This window comes from Embleya sp. NPDC020630, assembly GCF_044334985.1.
GTDB lineage: Bacteria > Actinomycetota > Actinomycetes > Streptomycetales > Streptomycetaceae > Embleya.
In genome coordinates this window covers 1,109,136-1,135,242 of the sequence record NZ_JBIRUB010000002.1, presented here as the reverse complement: position 1 = coordinate 1,135,242, position 26,107 = coordinate 1,109,136, and the positions used below count along the sequence as shown (strand labels likewise).

Here is a 26,107-nt window from a genome sequence, read left to right as displayed (position 1 = left end):
TGCCCGCCCCCGCCGCGGCTGTACCGTGCACGGTCGTGGAAACCTGCGTCTTTCTCTCGCACGAACTGGCCGAGCCGATGGCCGGCACCGCCCCCACCACGCGCGGATGGCTGCTGATCGAGCATCCCGGGCCGTGGGCGGCGAAGGCGCTGGTGGACAGCCGGGGTCTGGCCGACGGCGTGGGTCGCGAACTGGAGGCGCGCGCGGCACGGGCGGGCTTTCGCGCGACGCTGATCCGCAGGCCCGACGAGACGGGCGCGCGGGCCGAGGCGGAGCCGGCCGAGCCCGACGCGCCGCGCACGGTCTTTTTGGCCTGGACCGAGCCGGGCGCGACCTGGCTGCGCCGCCTGCGCGTGAGCGACGTCACCGAGCTGCTCGCCCACGATTTCGCCGCGCTCGCCGGACCGGTCGAGCCCTCGGTGGGCGAACCGGTCGCCGAGCCGTTGATGCTGATCTGCACGAACGGCAAGCGTGACCGCTGCTGCGCGGTCGAGGGCCGCCCGCTGGCCGCCGCCCTCGCCACGAGCTTCCCAGAGGCCACGTGGGAGGCCACCCACCTGGGCGGGCACCGATTCGCCCCGACCGCCGTGGCGCTGCCCCAGGGCTACCTGTACGGCCGCCTGGACCCCGTCGCGGCCGGCGCCGTGCTCACCGCCGCACGCCGCGGCGAGATCGCACCGGAGCACTGCCGGGGCCGGGCCACCTGGTCCCGCGCCGGCCAGGCCGCCGAACTCGCGGTCCGGGAGGAGTGCGGCGAGCGCCGGGCCGACGCCCTGTCGGTGCACGACGAGCGGGCCGAGGACGACGGCGGGTGGACCGTACTCGTCCACCACGTCGACGGGCGCCGCTGGACCGTGGTCGTGAACCCGCGCGAGGAGGCCCCGGCCCGGCCGGAGAGCTGCGGCAAGGGCGGCGGCCTCCCGATCAGCATGCGGGCCAGGGTGGCGGCGACCTCGCGTCAGTAGGCGCCCGCCCCGGTCAGCGAACGCACCTCCATCTCGGCGTACTTCGCCGCGTCCGCCTCCTCGTCCGAGCGCAACGTGCCGATCCAGCCGCACAGGAAGCCGATCGGGATGGACACGATCCCCGGGTTCTCCAGCGGGAACCAGTGGAAGTCGACGCCGGTCACCAGCGGCGTCTTGCCCCCGGAGACCACCGGCGAGAACAGCACGAGCACAAGCGCCGAGCCGAGCCCGCCGTAGATCGCCCACACCGTGCCGTTGGTGTTGAACCGCCGCCAGAACAGCGTGTAGAGCAACGTGGGCAGATTCGCCGAGGCGGCCACCGCGAAGGCGAGCGCGACCAGGAAGGCGACGTTGAGCTTCTGCGCGGACAGGCTCAGCCCGATCGCGATCCCGCCGATCACGATCGCGGACAGCCGCGCCGCCCGCAGCTCGCTCTTCTCGTCGGTCGCCTCCTTGCGGATCACGTTCGTGTACAGGTCGTGCGCGAACGACGCCGAGGAGGCCAGGGTCAGTCCGGCCACCACCGCCAGGATGGTCGCGAACGCCACCGCCGCGATCACCGCGAGCAGCACCACACCGCCGAACGTGTCCGGCCCGCCGCCCAGTTCCTCCGCGAGCAGCGGCAGCGCGGTGTTGCCCGCCGCGTTCGACTTGCGGATCTTGTCCGACCCGAGCACCGCCGCCGCGCCGAACCCGAGCACGATGGTGAGCAGGTAGAACGTGCCGATCAGCCCGATCGCCCACATCACCGAGTGCCGCGCTGCCCGCGCGGTGGGCACGGTGTAGAACCGCACCAGGATGTGCGGCAGCCCCGCGGTGCCGAGCACCAGGGCGATGGCCAGGCTGATGAAGTCCAACCGACTGGTCAGGTTCTTCCCGTACTTCAGGCCCGGTTCGAGGAACTGCTGCCCGTGGCCGCTGGTGTGCGCGGCGGTGTGCAGCAACGCGTCGAGATCGAAGTGGAATCGCCACAGGACCAGCAGGGTCATCAGGATCGCGCCGCCGAGCAGCAACACCGCCTTGACGATCTGGATCCAGGTGGTGCCCTTCATTCCGCCGAAGGTCACGTAGACCACCATCAGCGCGCCGACCCCGACGATCGTCCAGGTCTGCGCCGAGCCGCCGCTGTCGCCGAGCAGCAGCGCCACCAGCGTGCCCGCGCCGACCATCTGGGCGATCAGGTAGAAGATCGAGACCACGATCGTCGCGGCGCCGGCGGCGGTGCGCACCGGCTTGCGGCTCATCCGGAACGCCACCACGTCGGCCATGGTGAACCGGCCGCAGTTGCGCACGAGTTCGGCCACGAGCATGAGCACGACCAGCCACGCGACCAGGAAGCCGATCGAGTACAGGAAGCCGTCGTAGCCGAACAGCGCGATCAGCCCGGCGATGCCCAGGAAGGACGCCGCCGACATGTAGTCGCCCGCGATCGCGAGCCCGTTCTGCGCGGCGGAGAACTCCCGCCCGCCGGCGTAGAAGTCGTTGGCCGTGCGGTTGTTGCGACTGGCCCACACGGTGATGCCGAGGGTGATCAGCACGAAGACCACGAACAGCAGGCCGGTCAGGCCGCGATGGCCGGCGGCGGCCGCCAGGTGCGGGCCGGTCATCGGAACATCTCCTGGGTCTCCCAGCGCAGGTTCAGCGCCGCGCGGTCGCGCTTGGCCCGGGCGTTGCGCGCGTACGCCCACGTGATCGCGAAGGTGCTCGCGAACTGGAGCAGCCCGAACGCCAGCGCGACGTTGAACGTGCCCAGGAGCCGGTGCGCCATGAAGTGCCGCGCGAACGTGGACGCGAACACGTAGAGCAGGTACCACGCGAGGAAGGCCAGCGACATCGGGAAGACGAAGTCGCGGTAGCGGCGCCGAATCTCCTGGAACTCGGGGCTCGCCTGCGCGCGCAGGTAGATCTCCGCCGCCGGATCCGGCTCCGGGTCGCCGAACGGCACACCCAGGGTGGGTGTGGGTCGGTACGAACTGGTCGTCACCGTAGCTCTCCTCGTCGATCGCCGAACCGCGCGATGCCTCCCGGTCCGAGCGCCGACACAGGCGTTCGATGGGACTGGTGTTCAGCATGGTCAGCGGGCGCGGGCCGCACGGCCAGGTTCTGCGCGATTCACCTGTACGGATGAACCACCGGCACGGCCGCGCTCCTGGCGCCGCCATGCGTCGTGGAATCGTCTGGCCAACGAGGGGTCGAGCTCCGCCGATACGGGAGACCGGTCGGTCACACGCCAATGAGTGACATTGGTGCTTCTATCGCAGATATACGGAGCGTTTGGCCCGGATGTCCCGATCATGAAAAAGCCGGGCCCGATGGGACGAATCCCACCGGGCCCGGCGTGTGTGCGTCGGGAGTCCTCGAACCGCAATCCCCGGTCCGAGGGCCCTCGATCAGGCGTCGATGCGCGACCGGTCGAGCAGCGACGCGGAGTTGGTGATGAACTCCTTGCGCGGCGCGACCTCGTTGCCCATCAGCAGGTCGAACACCCGCTCCGCCGCCTCCAGATCGCCGAGGTTGATCCGGCGCAGGGTGCGGTGTCGGGGGTCGACCGTGGTCTCCGCGAGCTGATCGGCGTCCATCTCGCCCAGGCCCTTGTAGCGCTGGACCGGGTCCTTCCAGGCCACGCCCTTGCGCTCGAATTCGAGCAGCGTGCGCCGCAGTTCGCCGTCGGAGTAGGTGTAGACGTACTTGTCCTGGCCCTTCTTGGGCCGGGACAACTCGATCCGGTGCAGCGGCGGGACCGCGGCGAACACTCGGCCGGCCTCGACCATCGGGCGCATGTAGCGCTGGAAGAGGGTCAGCAGCAGGCAGCGGATGTGCGAGCCGTCGACGTCGGCGTCGGCCATGAAGATGATCTTGCCGTAGCGCGCCTGGTCGATGTCGAAGGTGCGCCCCGAGCCGGCCCCTATCACCTGGATGATCGCGGCGCACTCGGCGTTCTTGAGCATGTCCGAAACGGACGCCTTCTGCACGTTCAGGATCTTGCCCCGAATCGGCAGCAGGGCCTGGAACTCCGAGTTGCGGGCGAGCTTGGCGGTGCCGAGCGCGGAGTCGCCCTCGACGATGAACAACTCGCTGCGGTCGACGTCGTCGCTGCGGCAGTCGGCCAGCTTGGCGGGCAGCGCCGAGGTCTCCAGGGCCGTCTTGCGACGCTGGGCCTCCTTGTGCTGCCGCGCGGCGATCCGGGTGCGGGCCGCCGAGACGACCTTCTCCAGGACGGCGCGCGCCTGCGCCTTGTGGTCGCGCCCGGTGGAGGTCAGGAACGCCTTGAGTTCCTTGGACACCACGTTCTGCACGATCCGCGCGGCGGCCGAGGTGCCCAGCACCTCCTTGGTCTGCCCCTCGAACTGCGGCTCGGCCAACCGGACGGTGACCACGGCGGTCAGCCCCTCGGTGGCGTCGTCCTTGGTGATGTCGTCCTCGGCCACGCGCAGCAGCTTGGTCGAGCGCAGCGCGTCGTTGACCGTGCGCCGCAGCGCCTGGTCGAACCCGGCGACGTGGGTGCCGCCCTTGGGGGTGGCGATGATGTTCACGAACGAGCGCAGCGTCGAGTCGTAGCCGGTACCCCAGCGCAGCGCCACGTCGACGCCCAGCTCGCGCTGGACCTCGGTGGGCACCATGTGTCCCTGCTCGTCGAGCACGGGCACGGTTTCCTTGAACGTGCCGGAGCCGGTGAAGCGCAACACGTCGCAGAGCGCGCGGTCGGGAGCGAGGTATTCGCAGAACTCGCTGATCCCGCCGGAGTAGTGAAAGACCTGTTCGTCTACTTCGCCCTGATTCGCCCCATTACGCTCGTCGCGAACAACGAGGGTCAGTCCGGGCACCAGGAACGCGGTCTGGCGGGCCCGCGCGTGGAGCAGTTCGAGGTCGAGGGCGGCGTCCTTGAGGAAGATCTGCCGGTCCGCCCAGTAGCGGGTCCGGGTCCCGCTCTTGGCCTTGGCGATCTTCTTGATGCGGCGCAGTCCGTTACCACTGCTGAACGGAGCGTCGGCGCCGAGGTCGGCGAACTCGCCGGGCACGCCGCGGCGGAACGAGATGGCGTGGGTGTGTCCGCCGCGGTCCACCTCGATGTCGAGTCGGGCGGACAGGGCGTTGACCACCGACGCGCCGACGCCGTGCAGGCCGCCGGACGCGGCGTAGGAACCGCCGCCGAACTTGCCACCGGCGTGCAGCTTGGTCATGACGACCTCGACACCGGACAGGCCGGTCTTGGGCTCCACGTCGACGGGAATACCGCGACCATTGTCCCGAACCTCCACCGAGCCGTCCGCGTGCAGGAGTACCTCGATCCGGTCGCCGAAGCCCCCGAGGGCCTCGTCGACCGAGTTGTCGATGATCTCCCACAGGCAGTGCATCAGGCCCCGACTGTCGGTGGAGCCGATGTACATGCCGGGGCGCTTGCGGACCGCGTCCAGACCCTCGAGGACGAGGAGGTGCCGTGCGGTGTAGTTCGAGTGGTCGGGCTCGCCCGCCAGGAGCGCGGTGGACTGCGCGGTCGTCTGGGCGGTCACGCGGTGCAACTCCTCGCATGTAGTCGAGTAGTCGGATCGCCGCGTACGCGTCGATCCGTACGGCGCGTTCGCGGTGTGTCGAACCCACGGAAGTGGGCCCGGTGATCACCCTCGTCGCGCCGGAGAGCAAGGCTACCGGGGCCGGAAGACACCCCGGCGACGGCTCGCCGCCGCATACTAGCCGGCATCCGAACACATCTTCGACCACCCGATCGGGTGGCCGGCATGAACCGTACGCGCACAGGGCACGTCCTATGCACAAGGAACGAGTTGCAAAAGGGGTGTGCCGAGAAGCTGTTGAACATGACACGATCACCCCGGGAACGTTCGAGGCTGATTTGATGTTGGACATCGATGAAGGCTTCGTCGAGTAGAGAAGAGGCGACGTGAATTCGGTTCTGACACCCGCCAGTCCGTTGACGGCCGCCGACCGTTGTGATCGGTGCGGCGCCCAGGCATACCTTCGGGTTGTCCTTTCCAGCGGCGGCGAACTGCTGTTCTGTGCGCACCACGCCCGCAAGTTCGAGCCGGAACTTCGGAAGGTGGCCGTGGAGATACAGGACGAGACCGACCGCCTCACGGCGGTCCCCGTTACCGCACCGGACGACGACAACTGACCAAACAGCCGACCCTCTGAGATCCCGACGAGCAGACATCGCGCCGATGGCGGCCACCGAGGTGGCCGCCATCGGCGTCTGTCCTGCGCACCCGCCCGCTTCAGGGCAGGTGATCGGGGTCCGAAACGTGCGTGATATCCCTCACAATCCGGCGGCATCCCGGATGTCCCGGACGAACGCGGCGACCCGGGTGTACACGCCCGGCTTGCCCGCCAGTGCACATCCGTCGCCCCAGGACACGATCCCGGCGACCCGGCCGCCGATCAGCAGCGGTCCGCCGCTGTCCGCGCTGCACGCGTCCTTGCCGCCCCGCTTCTCCCCCGCGCACACCATCGACGCGGCGTCATAGGTGCCGTACCGCCCACCCGGATACGCGGTACCGCACGCGGAATCGGACACCAGCGGCACGGTGACCTGCCGCAGCGTCGGGGAGTAGTCGCCCCGTCCCGTGGTGTCACCCCAGCCGACCACTGTCGACGGGGTGTCGACGGCGTACACGTCCTCGTCCGCGCCGACCAGCGACGCACTGCCGGTGCTCAGCGGCTCCTCCAGGGTCAGCACGGCCCAATCGCCCGAGATCCAGGCGGCGTCGAAATCCGGGTTCACGTACACCGAGCCGACCGCGACCTCGCGGCCCGCGGTGGTGCGCAGATCCGTCCGGCCCTGGATCACCTTGAGATCCGGGCGATCGTCGCGTTTTCCGTTCTGGTCGAACATGCAGTGCGCGGCGGTCAGCACCTTCGTGGGTGCGATCAGCGTGCCGCCGCAGAACTGCCCCGATCGCGCGGAGCCGTACTCGGCACGACTGGAGAGGGCCACCGCCCACGGATAGGTCGCGGTGTCGGCGGGCGACCCGCCGACCACGCCGCGCGGGGGCCCGGCGGGCGCGGAGGGCGCGGCCCCCGTCAGGACCGCCGCGACCACGATCGCGGCCAACGCGGCCGCCGATCCTCGTGTGTACCGCCGGAAACTGCTGCGTTCGTTCCGCTCGGGCGCTCGCACCATCATGGGGAACCTCTCGCCGGCTACCGTCAGGTAGTATCCGGTGCCCAGGCGTGACGATCCGGAATCCTTCGCCCCGGCGAACGGGTGATTGACCCGCGTCCGCACACACGAAGGCCCCGGATGGTGTATCCGGGGCCGTGCGGAGGGGTCGATCGGGTCGGTCGGATCAGTCGAGGTAGTCGCGCAGCACCTGGGAGCGGGACGGGTGGCGCAGCTTGGACATCGTCTTCGACTCGATCTGTCGGATGCGCTCGCGGGTGACGCCGTAGACCTTGCCGATCTCGTCCAGCGTCTTCGGCTGACCGTCGGTGAGCCCGAAGCGCATCGACACCACACCCGCCTCGCGCTCGGAGAGCGTGTCGAGCACCGAGTGCAGCTGCTCCTGGAGCAGGGTGAAGCTGACCGCGTCGGCGGGCACGACCGCCTCGGAGTCCTCGATCAGGTCGCCGAACTCGCTGTCCCCGTCCTCGCCGAGGGGGGTGTGCAGCGAGATCGGCTCGCGGCCGTACTTCTGCACCTCGATGACCTTCTCGGGGGTCATGTCGAGTTCCTTGGCCAGCTCCTCCGGGGTGGGCTCGCGGCCCAGGTCCTGGAGCATCTGGCGCTGCACGCGGGCGAGTTTGTTGATCACCTCGACCATGTGGACCGGGATGCGGATCGTCCGGGCCTGGTCGGCCATGGCCCGGGTGATCGCCTGCCGGATCCACCAGGTGGCGTAGGTGGAGAACTTGTAGCCCTTGGTGTAGTCGAACTTCTCCACGGCGCGGATCAGACCCAGGTTGCCCTCCTGGATCAGGTCCAGGAAGAGCATGCCGCGGCCGGTGTAGCGCTTGGCCAGCGAGACCACCAGGCGGAGGTTGGCCTCAAGCAGGTGGTTCTTCGCCCGGCGGCCGTCCTCGGCGATGATCTCCAGTTCCATCCGGAGCTTGGGTTGCACCTTCTCGCCGGAGCCCAGCTTGTCCTCGGCGAACAGGCCGGCCTCGATCCGCTTGGCGAGGTTGACCTCCTGCTCGGCGTTGAGCAGCGGGACCTTGCCGATCTGCTTGAGGTAGTCCTTGACCGGGTCGGCGGTGGCGCCCGCGGCGGCGACCTGCTGGGCCGGCGCGTCGTCCTCGTCGTCGGAGAGGATGAAGCCCTTGCTCTCCGGCTCGTCGGGTACCGCGTCCTCGACGACCACGTCGGGCTCGTCGGGCAACTCCTCGGCGTCCGGCTCGGCTTCGCCGGCCTTGCCCGCCGTCTTCTTGGCGGCGACCTTCTTCGGCGCGGCCTTCTTGGCGCCGGCGGCGGCGGTCTTCTTCGCGGCGGCCTTGCGCGGCGCGACGGCGGGTGCCGGGGCGGCCTCGGCGATCGGGTCCGGGGCGGTGTTCTCGTCGGGTGTCGTGGCGCCGGCGGTCGGCTCCGCCGTGATACCGGGAGGCGTGAAGCCGGGCGCCGTGCCGGAGGGCGCGGGGGCGGCCGGCACGGGGGCGGCCGCGGCGCGGTTGGTGACGACGGTCTTGGTCGCCGTGCGCTTGGCCGCGCTCTTCGCCGCCACGCTTTTGCGACTGCGCTTGGGCGCCGCCGAGTCCGCGGCACTGACCATGATGGTCACCCCCTCCTGGTCGAGGACCTGGTTGAGGCTGCGCAGGACGTTCTTCCACTGGGTGGCCGGAATCTGGTCGGCCTCGAACGCCTGGCGCACCTCGTCGCTGGCGATGTACCCCTGGGCCTCACCCCGCTCGATCAACGACTTCACATTGACGAATTCGGCGATCTCGGGCGGGAGCGAACGGGATGTGCTGGCCGACACAAACAACCTCTCGACGATCTGGACGGCGTCACGGCCTGGTGAACAGGCAGGCGCCGCCAAGCGAACGACACTCGGGCGGACAGCGCGTGGTTCCGGCAAACCGGTTGCACTCGAGTCAGCGCTTCGGCTTGTTTTGCTATTCCCGAACGGCTGCCACCTTCGTACTCATCGGGCCAGGCGAAGAAGTGTTACGCGCCCCTTCAGTGGCGCAGCTCACACGATTCCCCCTTGCGGCGCGCGTCACACCCTGTGTGAGGGATGTATGCGGGATCCGCCTCAATCGTCGCCGGTGATCCGCACCCCCAGGATGGTCACGTCGTCGTCGCGGCCCCGGTCGCCGATGAGTCCGTCGAGGATGGCGGTCAACAGTGGCTCCAGGCCCTCGTTGGCTCCTCGGGCCATGTCGACGAGGTCGTCCAGCCCTTCGTCGATGCCGCGTCCGCGCGTCTCCACGAGCCCGTCGGAGAAGCCGATCAGGATGTCGCCGGGATCGAGGCGCACGGTGTGCTGGGTGCGGTGTTCGGCCACCCCCAGGGGCGTGGACTCCTCGCCGATCTCGACCAGTCGGGACTTGCCGTCGGCCGAGACGACCACCACCGGCAGATGCCCCGCGTCGGCGAGGTCGAGCAGGCCGGTGGCGGGGTCGATCACCGCGTAGACGAGCGTGGTCAGCGACTCGTCGTCCTCGGTGGCGGTGAACAGCCGGTCCAGACCGGTGAGTACGGCGGCGGGTTCGGGATCGGTGAAGGCGAGCGCCCGCAGCGCCGAGCGCACCCGGCCCATGCCGGCCGCTGCGGTCAGCCCCTTGCCGATCACGTCGCCGACCACGATCGCCACCCGCCCGTCGGGCAGTTGGAACACGTCGTACCAGTCGCCGCCGACCTCGAAGTCGGGCGCGCCCGGCAGGTAGCGGAAGCCGAACTCGACCCCCGGCACCGCGGGTAACCGATCCGGCAGGAGGCTGCGCTGCAGGGCGACCGCGGTGCGGTGTTCGCGCTCGTACAGCCGGGACCGCTCGACCGCCAGCGCGCACTGCCCCGCGAACGCCTCCAGGAAGATGCGGTCGTCCGACCCGAACGCCCGTCCGTCGTCGAAGGTGTAGCGCAGCACGCCCAGCGGCGCGCCGGAGCCGACCAGCGGCAGGATCGCCCGGGATGCGCCGGGGCCGTCGGCGCAGGTGTACCGCGCCACTCCGTCGGTGACCGCCGCCACCAGGTCCGCCGGCCAGTGTGCGGGCATGCCCCGGCGGCGGCCGACGGTGCGCTGCGCGGGCACGTTCGGCCGGGGGTACACCGGTGTGGTCTCGTCGAGGAGATACGCCTCCGAGCACACGGCGGCGATGCCGACACCGAGTTCGCCGATCGCTTCCTCGACCTCGGGCACGCTCAGGGTGCCGGCGATCCGCGCGGTCATCGCCTGGAGGCCGGCGGTGCGCCACTGCCCTGCGCGCAGCAGGTCCTCGCAGCGACGCTGCTCGGTGACATCGCGCACCACCAGCAGCACGCCGATCGCCGGGCCGTCCCGGTCGACGGAGTCGGGGACGGGCAACCACTGTGCCTCGTAGGCCCGTTCGCACCCGTCCACGGGCTCCGGCCGGGCCGGGTCGGCGGAGTCCGCGGGATCCGGGGCGTCCGCGACGCCGTCGGGGCCGGTCGCGTGCGGCTCGATGTGGGGTTCGCCGTCGGCCAGCACCCGGGACAACACCGCCTCGATCCGCCGGCCCCGCGCGTCCGGGGAAATCTCGCCGGGACGTTTGCCGAGCAGATCGGCGGCGGCGCGCCGATGCATCCGGGCGAGCGCGCCGCTGACCCGGCGACAGCGCAACTGCCGGTCGTAGAACGCGAATGCGGTGGATCCATGGGCGCTCAAGGTGTCGAGCAACGCCGCGTCGACGGCCGCGGGCCGCTCGCTTCCGCCCTTGTCGTCGTTCATTGCCTCACAACCCCACCTGTTGGCAATTACGGGCCGGCGAGTCGGATCGAGTCAGATATCGAGAGTACGCACGCGAACCGCCTCACCGGGAGGATTGCCCCGAACTCTCCCCGTCTCGCGCACCGCGTCGCGAACTGCCGTGCGCATGTGGACGGATCGAGGTCGGTCGTCGCTCCGTCGGCGGCCGACCGGGCCAAGCATCGGAGCGGGGCCCGAGGCATACGCGCGCCCCTCCGGCGACCCGGGCGGTGGGTCGGCGAAGGGGCGATGCGCGGTATCCGGGACGCGGCGGCGCGGGTCATCCCTCGCGGGGGGCGGGGAACTGGCGGTCCACCTCGGGGTGTACCGCGAGCAGCGACCGCATGGCGGTCTCGGCGCTTTCCCCGTCGCCGGCGGCGACCGCGTCGACCAGACGCGCGTGCAGCGCGACCGAGGCCTCCGACAGGTGTTCGCACCCGGCGACATGGCCGCCGGACACCTGGAGGGCGGCGGCCAGGATGCTCGCGAGGTGGTCGAGCATCCGGTTGCCGGCGACCTGGAGCAGCAGGCCGTGGAACTCGGCGTCGGCGCGGCTGAAGGTCAGCGGATCGGGCTGGGCCACCGCCCGCTGCATGATCTCCACGACGTCGGCGAGCCGACGGACGATCTCCGGGTGGTTGCGACACGCGGCCATGTGCGCGGCCAGCGGCTCGATCCCCCAGCGCAGTTCGAACAGTTCGCGACGCTGCGAATCACGCTGCGGGCCGCACGCGCGCCACTCGATGACGTCGGGGTCGAGCAGGTTCCAGTCGCTCACCGGACGCACCCGGGTGCCGACGTTGGGCCGGGCGCTGACCAGGCCCTTGGCTTCCAGGACCCGGAGCGATTCGCGGACCACGGTCCGGGAGACCTCGAAACGCTGGCCGATCTCCTCGGGCACCAGCGGGCGTTCGGCGCCGACCTCGCCCGCGACGATCATCTGGCCGAGTTGCTGGACGAGTTGGCCGTGTAGGCCCCGCCCCCGGCCGACGCCGGGTTTGCGGACGGCGCGGGCCGGTTCGAGGTCGGGTCCGTCCCACACGTACGGCCGGCGGGACATCGGGTCGGTGCCGGCGGCGCCCGGCTCGCCGGCGCGGAACGCGTCGGCCGAGCCGCTCGCCGGGGCGTGGGTCATTGTCTGATGGGCAGCGATACTCACGCTCTCCATCTCGGCCTCGAACGGGTCGGGCTTGAGCCGCAAACCCGCTCCCGGCTGAAAAACACACGAAAGGGTGATCTACCTTGCGGGTCGATCGTCCGAAAGTGTGAAGCCCGCACAACCCCACGAAGCGGCCCCGCCCTCCGAAGCGGCCCCGCCCTCAGGCCCGCCGACGACGGAACGTCACCATCGCCAGTACGGCGACCACACCCGTGAGTCCGGCCAGAGCCGCGCCGTCGACCAGCGGCGACCACGCGCCGCCACCCTCGCCGACCACGAGCATCCGGTCGGCGGCGCGAAACGGAAGGTAACGCACCAGGTCCCGCTGCGCCGGCGGAACGCCGGCCCGAATGGCCGCCGCGATCAGCCGTTCGGCGCCCGCGGGCAGCGCCGCGACGACGACCGCGACCAGCGGCGCGCCACGGGACAACACCCCGACGCCCAGGCCGAGTACGGCGGCGAGCACCACGTAGCCGACGAAGCCGACCAGGATCCGCGGCGCCGGAGGGTCGATCGCCGCGAGGTCCGGGAAGGTCGGACCGAACACCGCGCGGGCCGTGGCCAGATCGGCGCCCACCGCCACGACCGCGACCAGCGCGGCGGCCAGCGCGGTGCCGACGACCTTGGCCAGGAACACCCGGTCGCGTCGCGGCAGGGCGAGGAAGAGCGTGGGCAGCGCGTCGCGACGCTGCTCGTGCGCACATGCCAACGCGATCGCGAGCATGATCGCCGGGACCAGAACGGGTGTGTGGCCGGGGCCCGCGGTGAGCAGGTTGGCCACCTCGCCGGAGCCGATCGGCGCGGCCCCGGCCTGGCGGACCGCCACCCATGTGCTCCCGGCGGCGAGTGCGATCAGCGCCAACGCGCCCCACCAGGTGGCGCGCAGGCTCCGGGCTCGCGCGAGTTCGTACCGGATCGCGCTCATGCGCTCCTCACCTCGTCGGTCTGTCGGGCACGGTCGGCGGAGCGCCAGGCGCGGGCGAATCGACGCCGCGGCGGACGCGCGGCGGGCGGGTCGTCGAGGGCCGGCCCGGGCGCGTCAAGTAGATGTACCTCGGGCGCGGCCTCCGGGGCCGGTTCGGCGCGTAGGGGGTCGGGGGTGAGGGCGGTTCGCGGGAGGTCGACGCGGGTGGGGGTGTCGAAGCGGGGGCCGGATTGGGCGAGCGTGGACTCGGCGAGGGCTTCGGTGAGGTGATCCGTCGTCGGGATGGGACCGACGCGGTGGTCGGTGGGTGATGCGGGGGTGGGGACGGGCGCGGGCGCGGGTGCGGGTGCCTCCGGGTGGTGGTCGGCGCGGACCGGGTCGTCCGTCCAGGCCAGGTCGTCGGTCCAGGCCGAATCGTCGGTCTGTACCGGGTCGGCGGGGTGGTGTGTCGCGCGGTCCGCGCGTGTCGGGTCGGCGCGGCGTCCCGTTGCGGTGGGCACCGCGTCGGCGGGGGGCTCGGGCGGGTGGGCGCTGGGGGGCTCGGCCCGGTGCTCGGTCCGGTGCCCGGCGTGGTGCTCGGTCCGGTGCTCGTCGCGGGTGAGTTCGGCCGTGACGGCCGTGCGCTCGCGGCGGCGGGTGATCGCGTCGGCGAACGCGTCGCCCACGCCCGGCTCGCGTTCGGTCAACTCGTGCAGCAGCACGCCGCCGCGGAAGGCGATCTCGCCGACCCGGGCCCGATCCGCACCGATCGCGGTGAGTGTGGTGCCCCCGGGGCGCGTGGTGTGTACCCCCTCGGCCCGCAACAGCGCGGACAGCCGGGCCACCTGCGGGGTCCGTACCGCCACCCCCGTGCGCACCCCTCGGCGCAGGAAGTCGGCGGCCGACTCGTCCGCGACCAGCCGCCCGCGGCTGATCACCAGCACCCGGTCGGCGCAGCGCGCGGTCTCGGCCAGGATGTGCCCCGCGACCAGGACGGTACGGCCCTGGGCGGCATAGGCACGCAGGAAGTCGCGCAGCCACCGCACCCCCTGCGGGTCCAGGCCGGCGGCCGGTTCGTCCAGGATCAGCGTGTCCGGATCGCCGAGGAGCGCCGAGGCGAGCGCGAGTCGGCCGAGCGCGCCGGCCGAGAGCACCCGGGCCCGGGCACCGGCCACGGGGGTCAGGCCGACCAGGTCCAGCACCTCGTCGACCCGACGTGCCGGGGTGCGCCCGGCCGCGGCGAGCATCCGCAGGTGCGCCCGCACGCGCCGGCCGGGGTGGGCCGCGCCCGGGCCGACGCAGGCGCCGACCACGGTGGCGGGGCGACGCAGTCGGCGATATCGACGGCCGTCGTACCGCGTCTCGCCGCCACCGCGTTCGAGGTCGAGCATCAGCCGCAGCGTGGTCGTCTTGCCCGCGCCGTTGGGCCCGAGCAGGGCGGTCACCTTGCCCGGCAGCACGTCGAAGGAAAGGTCGTCGACGGCCACGATGCCGCCGTATCTCTTGGTCAGCGCACGTGTCTGGATCATCGCCATCGCCATCGCTCCTGGTCATCCCATGCGTGGGAGATCTTTGGATCTTTGGCAACATACCGGCGAAACCATAATTTTCCCGGCATTTAGCCCTGTATCGGCGAGCTTGGGAAAAGTCCCCCGAACCTGGACACGTCGCGGGGTGCGGGAGGACCATCGAACTACCGCCGAGCACGTCTCTGGAGGTCGGTATGTCTCTTCCCGATCCGGGCGTCCTGGACGCCGTCCGCCGCAGGCGGAGCGACCTCGACGACGCGTTGTTGATCGTTCGTGACGGTCTGGTCGGCGACCGCGCGGGTCCGCGCCGGACGGCCGTGCTGTGTGCGGGGCTGCGGGAGTTGCGGGCCGATCTGTACGAACACGTCGTGGCCACCGAGGGGCCCGACGGGCTCTACGAGGAGGTGCGCCGCGCGGATCCCAGGTTCGAACCCACGGTGTGGCGGTTGCGGGGTGAACACACCCGCCTCGGCCTGCTCCTCGACGACCTGCTCTCGGGCCTGGCATACGACCCGCAGGACGCGGCCGGCTGGGCGGCGCTGCGGCCGAGGGTGCTGGATCTGCTCGCCCAACTGGTCCGTCACCGCAGCCGTGACGCCCAGCTCGCGTATGACGCGATGGCGGTGGACCTGGGCGGACAGGGCTGACGCCGACGGGAAGTGCGGCCGGGTCGGCGTGCCGGAGGTCCGCCGCGCCGCGCCATCAGGCTTGGCCGTGGGGCGGGGGTTGGTAATCGAGCGGGGGTTGGCGATCGGACAAGGGTTGGCGATCAGGCTTCGGGGCGCAACATCGGCGGGTTGAGCTTCTCCGCGGAGCCGCGACGGAACAGTTGGGCGGGGCGGCCGCCCTGGCGCGTGGTGGTGCCGCCGGTGGGCACGAGGAAGTCGGGGGTGCCGGTGACCTTGCGGTGGAAGTTGCGCGGGTCCAGCGCCACGCCCCACACCGACTCGTACACCCGGCGCAGCTCGCCCACGGTGAACTCCTCGGGGCAGAACGCGGCGGCCAGCGAGGAGTATTCGATCTTGGACCGGGCCCGCTCGACACCGTCCTCCAGGATCCGCGCGTGGTCGAACGCGAGCCGACCGCCGTCGCCCAGCAGTTCCCCGACCGAGGACCAGCGCGCACCCGCCGCGTCTCCGCCGGGGCGCGGCGCGGGCAGGTCGGGGGCCAGGACCAGATAGGCGACGCTGACCACGCGCATCCGGGGGTCCCGACCGGGGTCGCCGAAGGTGGCGAGTTGTTCGAGGTGCACGGGCAGCCGATCCAGCCCGGTCTCCTCGGCCAACTCCCGCGCCGCGGCGGCCTCCAGCCCCTCCCCCTCGCGCACGAATCCCCCGGGCAATGCCCAGGCCCCCTGGAACGGCGGCTCGCCCCGACGAATGGTCAGGGCACTCAGAGCGTGCTCGCGCACCGTGAGGACGACAAGATCCACGGTGACTCCGAAGGGCGGGAAGAGCGAGGTCTCGGAGCGCGGCATGGAGCGATCCTAGTGCCCGAAAGCCACTAGCTGTCTGGCTGACGATAAAACCACCCCCAACCTCACCCTTCCCGCCGGCCCCTCGAACAACATCCGAACTCCCCCCGAAGCGGAGCAACGTTCCGCCGCCGAATCGCCCCACCGACGGGCAGGGTGGCATATCAGACGAAACGGGGTGGCGGCGCCGATCGGGACCTGCACGGACCACAGCACGGACCGGCCCGGACCGACAGGGTCGGTGCGGGTGGTCACCGAAGGGCCGGCGGCACGCGCGCGGATGCCCGCCGTGAGGGAACACAGCGCGGAGACGGCGCCCGTCGGCACCGGACGACGGGAGCGCGGGCATGGGGCCGGCTCGATGAGGCAGTCCACGGCTCACGGTCCGTAAGGGCCGACGGGGCAGGGGCGGGACGGCGGCCCGGTGAGGTCCCGAGATCGGGGATGGCGTGCGGGATCCGGCGGGGCGGAACACGATCGCGGCACGTGCGGCCGCGGCACGGCGGCAAGGTGAGACCGTGGCGTGACGCCGCGTGCGGCGGCCGGAGGGTCGCGGCAGCGGCCGGCCCGGGGCTGCCCGGCACGGCGTCGGACACCCCGCCACGCACCAGGAGACCCGCCACGCCACACCACACCACCCCACGCCCGACATCGCGCCGCCCTCTGCCGGGCCCGCCACCGCCACATCCCGCCGCCGCCCGGGTCGTGCCGGCTGCCGGCGGGTGGGGTTTGGCTATGTGGAGAGTTGGAGGGATTCGGGGGCCGCTTCGATGATGGGTTGGCCGGTGCGGTTGACCCGGACCGTGAAGGGGTCGCCGGCGATGCGCAGGTCGCGGAGTTCGAGTTCGCCGATGTCCAAGGGGCCGCCCGGGCGCACGGTGACGCGGCCGGTGGGGGCGTCGGGGCGGATGCCGGCGAAGGCGACCAGGACCGGCAGGATCGCGCCGGCGGCGCGAGCGTGCGGGCGGCAGGCCAGCGGGTGGGCCACCGGTGCGTGGCCCTCGACGCGTTGTTCGCCCACGTGCATCTCCGGCAGCCGGTACTGGAACCACGGCGCGGCGTCGAGCAGTCCGGCGAACAACCGCTGCGCGGCGTCGGGATGACCGGCCTCGGCCAGCCCGGCCACCGCCACGCACGTGTCGTGGGTGCGCACCACCCCGCCGCGCGCGGCGAGCGGGTGATAGCCGGGCGTACGGACCGAGGCGCCGCGCAGGCCCCAGCCGCAGTCCAGGTCGGGCGCGGTGAGCCGACGGGCCACCGCCTCGCTGCCGCCGGCGTCCAGGATGCCGCTGCCGGGCAGGTGTGCCATCGCCGACGAGGCCACCGGGATCGGCCGACCGCCGGGGTCGAGCGCCGCCGCGTAGTACTCCCCCGCCGCGTCCTCGGCCCGGAACGCCCGGCGAAACGCCACGGCCAACTGCTCGGCGCGCTCGCGCAACGCCGCTCCGCCCGGCAGGTCGTAAGCGTCGAGGAGCGCCGCACCGTGCCGTGCGGCCTCGTACGTCTGGGCCTGGAGTTCGCACGGCGCCGGCCCCTCGGGCCCCAGTCGGACGAAGTCGCCGGGCCGCTCGCCCAGCGTCCGGGTCAGATGTCCGAGCGCGCGGCCGAGAGCGGGCAGCAGCGCGGCGGTCTCGGTGGCCGGCAGCCCCCACCGCCACGCCTCGCCGAGCAGCGTGACGAACAACGCGGTCGAGCCCGCGCAGTCGTAGCGCACCTGCTCACCGCCCCGCCCCAGGGTGTGCGGGATGCGCCCGACCTCCTCGCCGACCCCCGATCGCGACCGCACCCCCTGGCGTGACGCGAGCAACCGCAGCACGCCGCTCGCGAAGCGGGTGCCCAGCGGCAGCAACGTCCGGGCCGTCCACAACGAGTCGCGCCCGGTGGGGGCGAGTTGCCAGGGCGCGCCGACGGCGGGCAGCGCCGCGGTCGGCAGGTTCGGGTCGGGGACCACGAGCAACGCCCGCAGATCGCGCAGGCCCTGGTCGACCCAGGCCGCCACCCGCACGTCGTCGCAGCGCACCCGCGGCTCGGTCCATGGCGGTCGGCCCGAGACCGCGCGCGGGCCGGACCGGCCGGGAACCGGCTCGGCGAGCATGCGCAGTTCGACCGCCCACGAGCGGGCCGGCTCCAGCGCCACCTCCCAGCGCAGCGTCGCGGTGGCGGCCAGCGCGGTGTCCGGCGCGGGCTCGGTCACCGCGCGCACGGACATCCCGTCCGGCGCGCTCCAGCCCAGGCCCGCCGCAGCGACCCGGGCGGGCAGTTCGGCCGGCCGGTATCCGGCGCGCAGCGCGTCGAGCGGGATCAGGTCGGCGCCCAGCACCATCTCGACCGGGAAGCTCAGCGGCCGGCGACCGGTGTTGCGCACCACGATCCGCTCCCGGCCGTCCGCGAACCGGGTGCGCTCGACCACCAGGGCGGGGTCGGGCGTGGTGTCTGCGGAGAATCGGCGCATCGCCAGGTATCGCACGGCCCCCGCAGCGACCACGTGCCCGGACACCGGCTCCGGCTCGATGCCGCCGAGCGTCAGCACGTTGCGCGAGAGCGTGCGTCGCCCGTCGTGGTACATGCCCTCCACGCCCTGACCGCGCAGTTGCCCGTCACGACCACTGATCACCATGCCCGGCGCGTCCACGCAGACGAGCGCGTCGTGCGCGACCGGATGTGGAATCGTGCTCACCGTCACCGCTCTCGCCTCCCGCTTCTCCCAGGTCCCACGCGGGGCCGTGTCCGCACCGGTCCATCCGGACGGCGGCGACGCGTCGAGCCGCAGCGCACCCCCGCGTTCGACAACCGGCCCCCGGCCCCCCAACGCTCATGGCGCCCGGTTGGTCACGGCATCGCGGAAGATCCGCCGCCGCACCTCGGCGGCGCTCAGTGGACTGTTGATCGCCGAGTGCAGCAGCCGCGCCATGGTGTAGCCGGGATCGGCGCGCAACGCCCCGGTCACCGCGACCCGGGCCAGCACCCCGTCGTGCGCCGTCCAAGCCGACCACGCGGCGAGGGTGAGCGGCGGCGCGGACGCGGGCGCGAACGCCCGACGGGCAAGCACGGTCCACAGGGCGAGCAGCGTGCGGTCGTCGGCCTCCCCCGGCGTCTCCCCGTGCCAGGCCATCACCTCGTCCCGCACCCGCGCGTCGCCGAGCCCCAGCACCAGCCGCGCCGCCTCCTCCGGCTCGATCTCGGTATCACCGGCCCGAAACCGAACACGGTGACTCGCCAACGCCGTCAACGTGCGCCCCGGCTCGAAGCCCGCGGGATCACCCCGCACGTCGGTATACGCACGCAGCATCCGCTCACGCATCGCATACTCCGGCGGCCGAAACAGCCGCACCAACTCGGCCAACGAGGCCGGCTCCGGCAACCCGGCCCAAACCGCGGTGGCGGCCACGGTCGAATTACGTTCGGTACGCAGCGGCGTGCCTTCCATCGGACAACACCGCGCATCGGAGCACCCATAGGACCACCACCGCCCGGCGGCAACACACACCGCTTCCCGAACCTCGATCCCCAGAGCCGCACACTCCCGCACAATGGCCACATACAGCGGCCGCAACCGACCAACAGCTACGGGCAGCCCGCCGAGGGGGGTGGAGGACGAACCAGGCAACGCCTCCGCGCGTCCTCCCGACGTGTCCGAAGCACCCAATCCACCGGCGGTATCGGCAAACGCACCCGCCCCGTCGGATCCACCGGCGGTGTCGGTCGCACGCGACGTCCCGGCAGCCTCCTCCGCCCCGCTCACCGGGCTGCGCTCCCCATCCGCGTATATCGCCACCGCCACCCCGCGCGCCCCGGTCCGCACCAGTAGGCGCGCGAAGTGCCGGGCGGCGTTCGCGAAGTCGGCCGGCGCCGGAAGGTCGTGCCGCAGAACCGGCCCGACCCGGCTCCGATCCCCCGGCAGGATCCCGAGCAGCACCACACTGTCGGTGGGCCGCACACCGATCAAATACGGCACGGCCTCCACCAGATCGGCGGGCGAACGAACCCGCAGGACGGACTGCGGGGACATGGCCACATAGGGCGTACGGTCGAACCCATCGGTGTCGTTCATGCATCGAGCGTGCGCTCGCCCCCACCCCCGACCGGACTTGCCCAACCGGGCTGTGCACAACTGGCCCCTTGTGGACCGCCGATTCGACACCGCCGAACCACAGCGCCCCCACGCCCGAGGCCCACGCAAGCCTTCGGCAGCCGTAGCGAACCCAACCGGAGTCACCGACCGGCCTCAGCCACGAGGCGAGCGGGCGGACTCGGGTCGAGTCCGCCGGGGAGCCTTCCCGAGTGGGTCGCGTGCCTCCGGCGACCGTTGCGCTTGTGGTTGCGGGCGGCCGATCCGGGGCCGGCCAGAGTCGATGATGGGCCGCCGCCGGCGTGCGGGGCTCCGAGACGGAGGGTTCCCGACGAGACGGGCTCGTTGCTCGGCGGAAAACCAGCCGGCAGCGGCGGGCAGGAGGGCGCTCGGGTCAAGTGCGTCGAGGAACCTACCCGAGTAGGCCGGGCACTTTCGGCGGGCGTTGCGTTTTGGTCGCTAAAGCCCGGTCGGGCGGATCAGAGTCGGTGGTGGGTCGCCGCCGGCGTGCGGGGCTCCAAGACTCCGGGCGTCCGGCGAGGCGGGTGTGTCGGTCGGCGAAAAAGCGACCGGCAGCGGCGGGCGGGGTGGGTGGTCGGTTGGGTTCGCCGGGCGTGCGTTCTTGAGTGGGCCGGGTGCTTCCGGCGCGCGTCGCGCTTGTGGTCGCGGGTGGCTGGTGCCGGGTTGTCAGAGTCGGTGGTGAGTCGCCGCCGGCGTGCGGGGCTCCGAGACGGAGGGTTCCCGACGAGACGGGCTCGTTGCTCGGCGGAAAACCAGCCGGCAGCGGCGGGCAGGAGGGCGCTCGGGTCGAGTCCGCCGAGGAGCCTTCCCGAGTGGGCCGGGTGTTTTCGGCGTGCGGTCGGCGTGTGGGTGACGAAGGTTCCGAAACCGGACGGCGTGGGGTGCCGTGACCTCGGCGTGAGAGAAAACCGCAGGTCAGCGTGGAGAGGGGAGCGTTTGAGGCGCCTCGGGATCCGGTTTCGGCCCCCACTGGGCACTTTCGGTCTCTTCAACGGCCTCCGCGAGGTCGCAGCGCCCGCAGCCAACCCCAACCAGGCACATTCGGTCTCCACACTCGCGCCGAAGAGGCCGAAGAACACGAAACCGGCACTCGACACCCCACTCTCCAACTCGACACCGCAAAACCGCAGGTCACAGAGACTCGAAGCCCACAAGCACCCACCGAGATCCGGTTCCGACCTCCCCAACACCACCAAAACGCACCACCCACCCCGGAATGCCTCTCGGCAAACTCGACCCGCGCACCCACCCGTTCCCTCGCCGCCGGCCGTTTTTCCGCCTGGCAACACGTCCGCCTCACCGGACGCCCGGAGTCTCGGAGCACCGCACGCCGGCGGCGACCGACCACCGACTCTGACAACCCGGCACCAGCCACCCGCGACCACAAGCGCGACGCGCGCCGGAAGCACCCGGCCCACTCAAGAACGCACGCCCGGCGAACCCAACCCGAGCACCCACCCCGCCCGCCGCTGCTGGTCGCTTTCAAGCCGACCGACACACCCGCCTCACCGGACGCCCGGAGTCTCGGAGCACCGCACGCCGGCGGCGACCCACCACCGACTCAGACCCGCCCCGCACCAGGCACCCGCAACCCAAAGCGCGACGCGCGCCCGTCCCCCACCCCCAAGCAACCGGCGCGCCAACGTCGCGCAGCAAACCCGGCCGGGCCGCCGGCGTCGCACGGCGAGGCGGACGTGCGGCCGAGTCGGGTACCGAAGGGGGTCGGGCCGGTAGTGGTGGGCGGGGGGTCGTGGGTGGGTAGGCGACACGTTTCTGCACAAAAGCGTGCACCGGCTCTCCTCTCCGTCGGGGTGGGGGGTTACAAAGGGGGCATGAAACAGGACGACGCCGGCACCGGCCCGAGCGATACCGGCCGCAGCGATACCGGGCCGGGCGCCACCGAACCAAGCGCCACCGATCCCTCCCGGCCCGACCCCGGCTCAGCCTCGGGCGACGGGTTGCGGGATCGTGCCGATGCCGTGTTGCGGGAGCTCGTGGGGGGTGCGGCTCGGCTGCGGGAGGATCAGTGGCGGGCCGTGGAGGCCCTGGTCGCGCGGCATCGGCGGGTTCTGGTGGTGCAGCGCACCGGGTGGGGCAAGTCGGCCGTGTACTTCGTGGCCACCGCGCTGCTGCGTGCTCGTGGGGCGGGGCCCACCGTGATCGTTTCGCCGTTGTTGGCGTTGATGCGCAATCAGGTCGATGCCGCCGCTCGCGCCGGGATCCGGGCCCGCACCATCAACTCGGCCAACGTCGACGATTGGGACGCGGTACAGGCGGAGGTCGCCAACGGCACCGTGGATGTGCTTCTGGTCAGCCCGGAGCGGCTCAACAATCCCGACTTTCGGGACACCGTGTTGCCGAAGTTGGCCGCCACCACCGGGCTGCTCGTGGTGGACGAGGCGCACTGCGTCTCCGACTGGGGGCACGACTTCCGGCCCGACTACCGTCGCCTGCGCACCCTCCTGGAGGAATTGCCGGCGGGCGTTCCGGTCCTGGCCACCACCGCCACCGCCAATGCCCGGGTGAGCACCGACGTGGCCGAGCAACTGGACCCGACCGGCGACGCGTTGGTCCTGCGCGGCGCGCTCGATCGGGAGAGCCTGTCGCTGGGCGTGTTGCGGCTGCCCGATCCGGTCGAGCGGCTGGCCTGGCTCGACACGCACCTTCCCGAGCTGCCGGGCTCGGGGATCGTCTACACGCTGACCGTCGCGGCCGCCGAGGAGGTCACCGCGTTCCTGCGCTCGCGCGGCCACGCGGTCGCCTCCTACTCGGGCCGCACCGAGGACGCCGAGCGGCGGGTCGCCGAGGCCGACCTGCTGGCCAACCGGGTCAAGGCGCTGGTGGCCACCTCGGCCCTGGGCATGGGCTTCGACAAGGGCGACCTGGGCTTCGTCGTACACCTGGGCGCCCCGCAGTCGCCGATCGCCTACTACCAGCAGATCGGCCGGGCCGGGCGCGCGGTGGAGCGGGCAGACGTGCTGCTGCTGCCCGGCCGCGAGGACGAGGCGATCTGGCGCTACTTCGGCTCGCTCGGTTTCCCCGCCCGCGAGCAGGTCGAGCGCACCCTGGCCGCGCTGGAGGAAGCCGGGCGCCCGCTGTCCACCCAGGCCCTCGAACCCCTCGTCGAGCTGCGCCGCAACCGCCTGGAGCTGATGCTCAAGGTGCTCGACGTCGACGGCGCGGTCAAGCGGGTGCGCGGCGGCTGGATCACCACCGGTCGGCCCTGGGCCTACGACGCCGAGCGCTACGCGCGCGTGGCCGCAGCGCGCGAGCACGAACAGCAGTCCATGCGCGACTACCAGGCCGACGGCACCTGCCGGATGGAGTTCCTGCGCCGCTGCCTGGACGACCCGGGCGCGGCCCCGTGCGGGCGCTGCGACACGTGCGCAGGGCCGCGCCACGACACGCGGGTGGATCCCGCCTCGCGCGACGCGGCCCGTGCCGCGCTGGGCCGGCCGGGCGTGGAGGTGGAGGCACGCCGGATGTGGCCCACCGGCATGGCGGTCACCGGGGTCGCGTTCAAGGGCCGCATCCCCGACGGCGAGCAGGCCGCCGCGGGTCGGGCCCTGGGCCGCTCCTCCGACATCGGCTGGGGCAACCGGCTGCGGCCGATCCTGGCCCCCGGCGCGCCCGACGGACCCGTCCCCGACGCCGTCTTCGCCGCCGTCGTCGAGGTCCTGGCCGGGTGGGGCTGGCAGCGGCGACCCGGCGGCGTGGTCACCATCGCCTCGCACACGCGCGGCACGTTGATCGACAGCCTGGGCGAGCGGTTGGCCGAGGTCGGCCGGCTGCCCTGGCTGGGCCGGGTGGAATACGCGCCGGGCGCCGGCGGCCCCGCCCCGCGCAGCAACAGCGCCCAGCGGCTGCGCACGGTCGCCGACGCGTTCGTGCTGCCGCCCGACGTCGCCGAGCGCGTGGCCGCCCTCGGCGCCCCGGTCCTGCTGGTCGACGACCGCACCGACACGGGGTGGACGCTCGCCGTGGCGGCCCGCCTGCTGCGTCGCGCCGGCGCCGTCCAGGTGTTGCCCCTGGTGCTCATGACGGAGGGGTGACCCGCCCGGGACGGCCGCCCGCCCCACGCCGGCCGGTCGTCCACCCCGCCCCGGCCGGTCGCCGCGCCGTCACACGGACGTAGCGAATGATCACCGGTACGTGTTGCCGAGTTCGTCGGCGTCACGCAAGAATCGACAAGGCGTTCTCTTCACTTTCCCGTGCGGGCCCTGTCGGCGCCGCTCCGCCGCGAGCCGCCCGTAGTCGGAGCGTGCGCCGCTGTCCGCCATGGACGGAAGGAGGACCGTGCACATCGCCGCAACCGCGTCCCCGGCGCCGGCCCACACCGGTACGCCCCCGGCCAGTCCCTCCCGCTGGTTGGACCCGGAGTCCTGGCGCGCGCGCCGGATTCCCCTGCTGCGCGATCCGCGAGCACTGCTCAAACGGCTCGACGATCTGCATCGGCCGGTGGCCCGCACGGCGGTGGTCGCGGTTCTGGATCGGTCCGAACGGCCGGTCGCCAGCGCGTCCTTCGGCTTCGGCGAGGGCCGCACCGACGGCTGGCGCTGCCGCAACCTGATCCTGGCCAACCTGCGCCTGATCGTCCCCGACGACCTGCGCCGGGGCACCCCCACGCACACCACGGTGTTGGCGGTGCATCGTGAGGGCGGGCGCGGCTGGGTGGCGGACGACGGCCGCTGGATGTGGGGGCTGCACGACGCGTGTGTCCTGCACGGTCTGCGCTGCGGCGCCTTCGCGATCGTCGCGGAGGACGGCTGGCAACTGGTCGCCGACGGGCGTCGCGGACGTACCCCCGCGCTGCCCCCGGGCCGCGACGGCGGCCCCGGCGCCAAAACGCCGATCAGGGCAGCGGGCATCGCCCCGGCCCGCCCCGCGACGGAACTGCCGCAGGTGCGCTACCTGCCGGAGACGGGGCCCACTCCCCTGGTACGACCCTCCGCGTCCTGATGGACACGTGTGTGATCAGGCGGTGAGACCACGTTCGGCAAGCCAGTCGACCAGATCGGTCGTGACCGTCAACGCGTGGTCCTGAACGAGCTCCGGACTCTGCAGCCGCACGCGCAGATGTTGCGCGTGAAACGGCTTGATCCCGGAGATCAACTTGCGTACCCCGAACACGTTGCAGAACGCCCGGTCGTCACCGGCCGAGAAGGCACGGTCCCATTCCTGGCGTTCTTCCCCGATCAGGGTCGTGTAGGCGTACCGGTTGAGATAGCCCGACAACATGTCGATGACGGTGCTACAGGCCCGGTACTGCTGGATTTTCAGCCGGTCCTCCTGGTCGCTGAGGAACCGGTCAAGGAGCTGCGCGATCGACGGCGATTCCGACATGGCAACGAACCGTAGCCGACCTTGGCGATCCGCGGGGCAGGGGGCCCGAGTTCGGTCGGACCGGATACGGCCGGGCCCCCTACGTGCTACGACGTGTTACGCGACGCCGGTGAGCGCGCGCACCTGCTCCACGTCGCCGCAGACCGTGACCGACGCCCCGGCCGTGAGCGCCGAGGTCAGGATCCGACCCGCGTCGGCGCCCTCGGCGAAACCGTTGACCACGACGACGACCGCGGCCCGCCGCAGCGGACGCGAGGCCGGCAGCGACGCGTAGAACACGTCCTTGCCCTCGTCGTACTGGCGCCAGTACTGCGCGGCGCCGAACGTCTCCTCGTGCTGCTGCCACGGGTGCGGTCCACCCGTGGTCAGCACCAGGATCGCGCCGGGCTCCGTGCCGGCCTCCAGGAGCGCGTCGACCGCGTCGTCGGCGACGTCGAAGACGTCGTCGGCGCCGGCGGGAATCAGCGCCACGCGCGGCGTCGGCGAGGCGGACAGGTCGGGGCCGGGCTTGGTCGCACCCGGCTTCGGGGGACCGGGCTTGGCCGGACCGGGCTTGGCCCCCGCGCTCGCCTGCCGCGGCACGGCGGGCTTGGGCGGGCTCGGCTTCGGGCGCGGTCCGGGCTTGGGCACCGCGCCGGAGGGACGCGGCACGGACGGGGTCTTTGCTGCGGACGTCGTGTCCGCGGTGTTTTCGGCAGTCACCGGATTCACAGTCATGTCTGGGGAAGGCTCGGTTCGTTCGTGGCGGTACCGGGATGCCCGGCGGTGAGG

19 protein-coding genes are annotated in these 26,107 nt (G+C 72.2%); 5 read left to right on the top strand and 14 right to left on the bottom strand.

Annotated elements, in window-relative coordinates; translation table 11 throughout:
• Nucleotides 1-35 precede the first annotated feature (35 nt).
• The gene (locus ACH4XV_RS11070; protein WP_395788489.1) at nucleotides 36-965 is read left to right on the top strand and encodes a sucrase ferredoxin; all 930 of its coding nucleotides are present in this window, start codon (nucleotides 36-38) and stop codon (nucleotides 963-965) included.
• Here the strand turns inward: ACH4XV_RS11070 and ACH4XV_RS11065 are convergent.
• The 3 genes from ACH4XV_RS11065 to ACH4XV_RS11055 form a co-directional block, all read right to left on the bottom strand.
• Nucleotides 959-2,572: a cation acetate symporter gene (locus ACH4XV_RS11065; RefSeq protein ID WP_395788487.1), complete on the bottom strand. Its 1,614-nt coding sequence runs from the start codon at nucleotides 2,570-2,572 to the stop codon at nucleotides 959-961. The genes ACH4XV_RS11070 and ACH4XV_RS11065 overlap by 7 nt on opposite strands.
• Nucleotides 2,569-2,949: a DUF485 domain-containing protein gene (locus ACH4XV_RS11060; RefSeq protein ID WP_395788485.1), complete on the bottom strand. Its 381-nt coding sequence runs from the start codon at nucleotides 2,947-2,949 to the stop codon at nucleotides 2,569-2,571. The genes ACH4XV_RS11065 and ACH4XV_RS11060 overlap by 4 nt, the downstream gene beginning before the upstream one ends.
• Before the next feature lie 406 nt (nucleotides 2,950-3,355).
• Complete coding sequence (locus tag ACH4XV_RS11055) at nucleotides 3,356-5,476, bottom strand: type IIA DNA topoisomerase subunit B (protein ID WP_395788483.1); 2,121 nt, start codon at nucleotides 5,474-5,476, stop codon at nucleotides 3,356-3,358.
• A gap of 386 nt (nucleotides 5,477-5,862) precedes the next feature.
• Between ACH4XV_RS11055 and ACH4XV_RS11050 the strand changes: the two genes are divergently transcribed.
• Entirely contained in the window at nucleotides 5,863-6,093 is a 231-nt protein-coding gene (locus tag ACH4XV_RS11050) for a hypothetical protein (protein ID WP_020555816.1), read from the top strand.
• Nucleotides 6,094-6,234: 141 nt separating this feature from the next.
• On the opposite strand, the gene ACH4XV_RS11045 is transcribed toward ACH4XV_RS11050, so the two are convergent.
• From ACH4XV_RS11045 to ACH4XV_RS11020, 6 genes are all read right to left on the bottom strand, one after another.
• Nucleotides 6,235-7,029: a S1 family peptidase gene (locus ACH4XV_RS11045; protein ID WP_395788481.1), complete on the bottom strand. Its 795-nt coding sequence runs from the start codon at nucleotides 7,027-7,029 to the stop codon at nucleotides 6,235-6,237.
• A 235-nt stretch (nucleotides 7,030-7,264) separates the two neighbouring features.
• Entirely contained in the window at nucleotides 7,265-8,893 is a 1,629-nt protein-coding gene (locus ACH4XV_RS11040) for an RNA polymerase sigma factor (RefSeq protein WP_395788479.1), read from the bottom strand.
• 270 nt (nucleotides 8,894-9,163) lie between these two features.
• Complete coding sequence (locus ACH4XV_RS11035; RefSeq protein ID WP_395788477.1) at nucleotides 9,164-10,819, bottom strand: SpoIIE family protein phosphatase; 1,656 nt, start codon at nucleotides 10,817-10,819, stop codon at nucleotides 9,164-9,166.
• Between the two features lie 298 nt (nucleotides 10,820-11,117).
• Nucleotides 11,118-11,972 carry a FadR/GntR family transcriptional regulator gene (locus tag ACH4XV_RS11030; RefSeq protein WP_379996022.1) on the bottom strand — a complete coding sequence of 285 codons (855 nt, stop codon included), beginning with the start codon at nucleotides 11,970-11,972 and terminating at the stop codon, nucleotides 11,118-11,120.
• Nucleotides 11,973-12,156: 184 nt separating this feature from the next.
• Entirely contained in the window at nucleotides 12,157-12,921 is a 765-nt protein-coding gene (locus ACH4XV_RS11025; protein ID WP_395788475.1) for a hypothetical protein, read from the bottom strand.
• On the bottom strand, nucleotides 12,918-14,429 hold the full coding sequence (locus tag ACH4XV_RS11020; RefSeq protein WP_395788473.1) for an ABC transporter ATP-binding protein: 1,512 nt from the start codon (nucleotides 14,427-14,429) through the stop codon (nucleotides 12,918-12,920). Before ACH4XV_RS11020 ends, ACH4XV_RS11025 begins: the two co-directional genes overlap by 4 nt.
• Before the next feature lie 194 nt (nucleotides 14,430-14,623).
• Between ACH4XV_RS11020 and ACH4XV_RS11015 the strand changes: the two genes are divergently transcribed.
• A complete protein-coding gene (locus ACH4XV_RS11015) occupies nucleotides 14,624-15,076 on the top strand; it encodes a hypothetical protein (RefSeq protein ID WP_395788471.1) in 453 nt (150 codons plus the stop codon).
• 122 nt (nucleotides 15,077-15,198) lie between these two features.
• On the opposite strand, the gene ACH4XV_RS11010 is transcribed toward ACH4XV_RS11015, so the two are convergent.
• The 3 genes from ACH4XV_RS11010 to ACH4XV_RS11000 form a co-directional block, all read right to left on the bottom strand.
• Nucleotides 15,199-15,906, bottom strand: a complete 708-nt coding sequence (locus ACH4XV_RS11010) for an NUDIX domain-containing protein (RefSeq protein ID WP_078974980.1) — start codon at nucleotides 15,904-15,906, stop codon at nucleotides 15,199-15,201.
• Nucleotides 15,907-16,636: 730 nt separating this feature from the next.
• A complete protein-coding gene (locus tag ACH4XV_RS11005) occupies nucleotides 16,637-18,580 on the bottom strand; it encodes a glycogen debranching N-terminal domain-containing protein (RefSeq protein WP_395788469.1) in 1,944 nt (647 codons plus the stop codon).
• Between the two features lie 135 nt (nucleotides 18,581-18,715).
• Entirely contained in the window at nucleotides 18,716-19,954 is a 1,239-nt protein-coding gene (locus ACH4XV_RS11000; RefSeq protein WP_395788467.1) for a DUF4192 domain-containing protein, read from the bottom strand.
• Nucleotides 19,955-21,825: 1,871 nt separating this feature from the next.
• On the opposite strand from ACH4XV_RS11000, the gene ACH4XV_RS10995 reads away from it, so the two are divergent.
• Nucleotides 21,826-24,045, top strand: coding sequence for a RecQ family ATP-dependent DNA helicase (locus tag ACH4XV_RS10995; RefSeq protein ID WP_395788465.1), 2,220 nt, complete (start codon nucleotides 21,826-21,828; stop codon nucleotides 24,043-24,045).
• Nucleotides 24,046-24,289: 244 nt separating this feature from the next.
• Nucleotides 24,290-24,952: a hypothetical protein gene (locus tag ACH4XV_RS10990; protein ID WP_395788463.1), complete on the top strand. Its 663-nt coding sequence runs from the start codon at nucleotides 24,290-24,292 to the stop codon at nucleotides 24,950-24,952.
• A gap of 15 nt (nucleotides 24,953-24,967) precedes the next feature.
• Here the strand turns inward: ACH4XV_RS10990 and ACH4XV_RS10985 are convergent, their stop codons facing one another.
• On the bottom strand, nucleotides 24,968-25,336 hold the full coding sequence (locus ACH4XV_RS10985) for a hypothetical protein (protein WP_395788461.1): 369 nt from the start codon (nucleotides 25,334-25,336) through the stop codon (nucleotides 24,968-24,970).
• Nucleotides 25,337-25,432: 96 nt separating this feature from the next.
• On the bottom strand, nucleotides 25,433-26,038 hold the full coding sequence (locus ACH4XV_RS10980; protein WP_395788459.1) for a hypothetical protein: 606 nt from the start codon (nucleotides 26,036-26,038) through the stop codon (nucleotides 25,433-25,435).
• Nucleotides 26,039-26,107 lie beyond the last annotated feature (69 nt).

What these genes read in the sequence shown, in the direction of transcription:
- ACH4XV_RS11030 (WP_379996022.1), bottom strand. Translation starts at nt 11,972, where the DNA reads ATGACCCACGCCCCGGCGAGCGGCTCGGCCGACGCGTTCCGCGCCGGC.
- ACH4XV_RS11020 (WP_395788473.1), bottom strand. Translation starts at nt 14,429, where the DNA reads ATGATCCAGACACGTGCGCTGACCAAGAGATACGGCGGCATCGTGGCC.
- ACH4XV_RS11035 (WP_395788477.1), bottom strand. Translation starts at nt 10,819, where the DNA reads ATGAACGACGACAAGGGCGGAAGCGAGCGGCCCGCGGCCGTCGACGCG.
- ACH4XV_RS10995 (WP_395788465.1), top strand. Translation starts at nt 21,826, where the DNA reads ATGAAACAGGACGACGCCGGCACCGGCCCGAGCGATACCGGCCGCAGC.
- ACH4XV_RS11015 (WP_395788471.1), top strand. Translation starts at nt 14,624, where the DNA reads ATGTCTCTTCCCGATCCGGGCGTCCTGGACGCCGTCCGCCGCAGGCGG.
- ACH4XV_RS11025 (WP_395788475.1), bottom strand. Translation starts at nt 12,921, where the DNA reads ATGAGCGCGATCCGGTACGAACTCGCGCGAGCCCGGAGCCTGCGCGCC.
- ACH4XV_RS11010 (WP_078974980.1), bottom strand. Translation starts at nt 15,906, where the DNA reads ATGCCGCGCTCCGAGACCTCGCTCTTCCCGCCCTTCGGAGTCACCGTG.
- ACH4XV_RS11000 (WP_395788467.1), bottom strand. Translation starts at nt 19,954, where the DNA reads ATGAACGACACCGATGGGTTCGACCGTACGCCCTATGTGGCCATGTCC.
- ACH4XV_RS10985 (WP_395788461.1), bottom strand. Translation starts at nt 25,336, where the DNA reads ATGTCGGAATCGCCGTCGATCGCGCAGCTCCTTGACCGGTTCCTCAGC.
- ACH4XV_RS11065 (WP_395788487.1), bottom strand. Translation starts at nt 2,572, where the DNA reads ATGACCGGCCCGCACCTGGCGGCCGCCGCCGGCCATCGCGGCCTGACC.